General features: G+C 52.0%; 3 protein-coding genes and 1 pseudogene. All 4 read right to left on the bottom strand.

Annotation, left to right across the window (positions count from 1 at the left end):
• Positions 1 to 17 precede the first annotated feature (17 nt).
• Positions 18 to 497, bottom strand: a pseudogene (locus AAE514_RS18270) (IS3 family transposase); the annotation flags it as partial.
• 80 nt (positions 498 to 577) lie between these two features.
• The gene (gene ltrA / locus AAE514_RS18265) at positions 578 to 2,101 is read right to left on the bottom strand and encodes a group II intron reverse transcriptase/maturase (RefSeq protein WP_347332997.1); all 1,524 of its coding nucleotides are present in this window, start codon (positions 2,099 to 2,101) and stop codon (positions 578 to 580) included.
• Positions 2,102 to 2,690: 589 nt separating this feature from the next.
• Complete coding sequence (locus tag AAE514_RS18260; RefSeq protein ID WP_347332996.1) at positions 2,691 to 3,116, bottom strand: IS3 family transposase; 426 nt, start codon at positions 3,114 to 3,116, stop codon at positions 2,691 to 2,693.
• Between the two features lie 26 nt (positions 3,117 to 3,142).
• Positions 3,143 to 3,454, bottom strand: coding sequence for a transposase (locus AAE514_RS18255; protein WP_347332998.1), 312 nt, complete (start codon positions 3,452 to 3,454; stop codon positions 3,143 to 3,145).
• Positions 3,455 to 3,524: the final 70 nt, after the last annotated feature.

Below are 3,524 nucleotides of genomic sequence, written 5' to 3'. Positions count from 1 at the left end.
TGTAGTGGTCAAGTGTTTTAGGCCACCGTCTTTTGGGTTTTCCAATATGTCTTCTCTGCCACATTAGGCGGAAGACCTTCGTTGTGCTTATGCGGCCGAAGCTCGCTGTAATAACCGATCATATACTCCGTGATCGACTGCTTCGCTGACGCAAAGCACGGATACCCGGTCTCCGGTACCCACTCCGTTTTCAAGCTCCTGAAGAACCGCTCTGTTGGTGCATTATCCCAGCAGTTTCCTCGTCGGCTCAGGCTTTGCTGCATCTGGTATTGCCAGAGTAACTGCCGGAATCCCAGGCTGGTGTACTGACATCCCTGGTCCGAATGAAACATGACCCCCTGTGGCTCTCCGCGTGATTCGTAAGCAATCGTTAAAGCTTTGTTAATCAGCTCTGTATTCGGTGATAAGGATAGCGCCCAACCGACGGGTTTACGGGCAAACAAGTCGATCACTACTGCAAAATAAGCCCACCGTGCCCCGGTCCATAGTAGAGTAAGAGACAGGGCGTAGTCGTACTATCTCCCTGTCTCTCCTCTCCGAACCGGACATGCACCTTTCAGCGCATCCGGCTCTCCATTTAAGCAGTGGACAATGCCATAGCTACGTCTCTATAGCGAGAAGTAAATGTGTTCCGTGCTTCGGCCCGCATGTATGGGTTTTCATCAGGCAGGCGCCATCGAAATGGCTTCTTCCCACGACCCACCAGACGAAATAGCTCAACCCCTACCAACAAACCTCGGTCTGTTTTCCCAAACAGTATCCAGGTTTTACTGGCGAGAGATTTGGAGTACCGGAACCAATTCCGCATCAGCGGCTTGATTCGGGAACGGTACTTCCTGCTCAACCAATGTGCAAGCTTCCAGAACACGACGTGGTCGATATACCGAAAGACTCTCGCCTTAAAATCAACGAATTGGTAAAACGTCGACCAGCCGGCCAGCTTTCGATTGATGAGTTCAACCTTGTCTATCTTGCTTCCACTATAGTCGTTCGATAACAGAGCTGTCAGTGATGCAGCGAAGTTTCTTGCTTTCTCCCTTGGGATCGTAGAGACGACACGCATATCACCGTAGCGACTGCGTTTTCGAATAATACGATGCCCAAGAAAAACAAAGCCATCATTAACATGAGTAATATGCGTCTTCGCCATGTTCAACCTGAGCTTCAGGTTGTCTTCGAGCACTGAACGACATTCTTCCCGAATAGCTTCTGCTTGTGCTTTAGTGCCTTTGACGATAATGACAAAATCATCAGCGTATCGGCAGTAAGCAACAGCAGGCTGCCATTGTCGGTTCTCTTGGATCGCAGGGCCTCTTCCAATCTTGATACTGTGATTCCAGTACCATCGATCTTTACGTGCCTTCTTACTGAGGTAGCGTCGGTGCAGGTACTGATCAAACTCATTAAGCATGATGTTCGACAGTAGTGGTGATATCACACCGCCTTGTGGCACCCCCTCACTAGCTGCTCGGAACAGTCCCGCATCAACATGACCTGCTTTGAGTAACTTCCACAATAGATTCAGGAACCGATGGTCCCTGACTCTACGGCGGACAGCCTTCATAAGCAGTCGATGGTGAACTGTGTCAAAATAGCTGGACAGGTCTCCCTCAACAACCCAACGGCCCCGTTTCTCAGGGCTATCCGTCAGTTGCAGCTTAACAGTACGGATCGCATGATGAACACTGCGCTCTGGTCTGAAGCCGTAGGATAAGCTGTGGAAATCGCTTTCCCATATTGGCTCCATTGCCATCAGCATAGCTCTTTGTACGATCCGATCCCGCAACGTTGGAATTCCCAGTGGCCGTTGCTTACCATTGGCTTTAGGGATGTACACCCGTCGGGCCGGCAGAGGTTGATAGCTGCCATTAAGCAGCTCATCACGTAGTTCACCCAGCAGATCCGACAGCCTGGGTAGCAGCATTCGCTTATCAACACCGTCAATCCCCGGTGTGTTAGCACCCTTGGCCGACAGCGTTATCCGACTTGCTTCAGCTAGCCATTCAGGCTGTGCTATCAAACGAAGCAACCGATCAATCCGTTTGTCTGGATCAGCGGCTGCCCATGTAGCCAGTTTGCTTTGCATTTCACTGATTATCAAAGGTCTTCACCCTGTTTGGTCAGGTAGTTTGCTTGGCAAACCTGTTTAAACTGCCCCCCTTCGCCATGTAATGGGCTTTCCCCATCGCGGACTACTACGGGAGCTCCGCCAGTCAACGAGGCTTCTGGGTCATGCCCCTTTAGCATCCTTCATTGACCTTCCCCGGTTCATTTATCTGGACTCCAGCATGTTGAGGAGGCTGCCCATCGCACTCTTTACCCTTGCTTGCCGCAAGTTGGCAGAGGTCAGCAGTCCCATGTGCGACAGAACTGCTGTCCCAGTGTCGGACATACATTTTCCGACACCTTCGTTCGGCGGCACATACTTGTTGACGCCGATTACCCTCTGCACAGCTTATTAGATCACGTAAGCTGTGGTGACATTCCAACCCTCAGAGGCGGATTAATGGGTTCATGTTCTTCAGCCTTTCAACACTCAGCCTTGAGGATCATCTTGGCTTAGTGATCTCGCCTCAATCCCCTTTGTCAGCGGGTTACATCACCCTACGGGCATACCGCAGGTCACTGCCGCTCAGGCTCACCACTGTCGCATACAGTGGGATTCGTTGACTCTTCTCCTGTTTTATCAATCAAATATTCCAGATAAACTCGTGGTTCGTTTGAGCATCCTGCTCGGCCCGAACTCCGGGCACACTATAGGTGATATCACCGGCCCATACTTGGTTCGGCTCCTTTACATCGAACTCCCGGTTCAGAAGGTTAGGGATATCGAGATGCGGCTGATCCGCCTTCTTGTAAGCGTGACTTGGTGGCTGCGTGCTAACCAGTCCCAGCTGCTTCATTCGCCTGCTGGCACGGTAACGGCTAAGCGGCGTTCCAGCCTGCGTGACCATTGTGGCGATACTGCGTGCACCAGCGGAGCCGTTACTGGCCGCGTGCGCCTCCACAACTTGATCCAGCAGCTTCTCCTCTGCTTCGCAAGGCGTTCTGTCCCGGTCACGCCAGGCTCTGTAACTGCTACGATGCACCCCAAACACCTGGCACAGGTGCTGCACCGCATAGCTCTCTTCAAGTCGCTCGATTATCGAGAATTGCTCAGGGAGTCCGACATCAAGAGAGCGGTAGCCTTTTTTAATATTTCCTTCTCTTCCTCCACCCGCCGTAGCTTTCGCTTGAGATCCTGAATCTCGCGCTGGTCTGGGGTTAGCGCCTCACCTTTCTGTGGAGCCTTGCCTGAACGCTCGGCTCGAAGCCTGCGCACCCAATACTCCATGGTGGACTTGCCGACCCCCATGGCGTCGCAAGCTGCTTTCACTGTGTAGCCCTGGTCAACCACAAGCTGGGCTGCCTCCAAACGGAACTCGGGGCTGAAATTTCTCGTTTTTGTCATCATATCCACCTGACTTTCTCTGTGAGTGATAATACACTCAAAATCAGGTGGCCAGAACCACTATGCCACTACA

The organism is Marinimicrobium locisalis (assembly GCF_039822625.1).
Classification (GTDB): Bacteria; Pseudomonadota; Gammaproteobacteria; order Pseudomonadales; family Cellvibrionaceae; genus Marinimicrobium; species Marinimicrobium locisalis.
This window is presented reverse-complemented; position numbering and strand designations above follow the sequence as displayed.

Excerpts from the sequence above, each read along its gene's own strand:
- AAE514_RS18255 (WP_347332998.1), bottom strand. The coding sequence starts at position 3,454 with ATGATGACAAAAACGAGAAATTTCAGCCCCGAGTTCCGTTTGGAGGCA.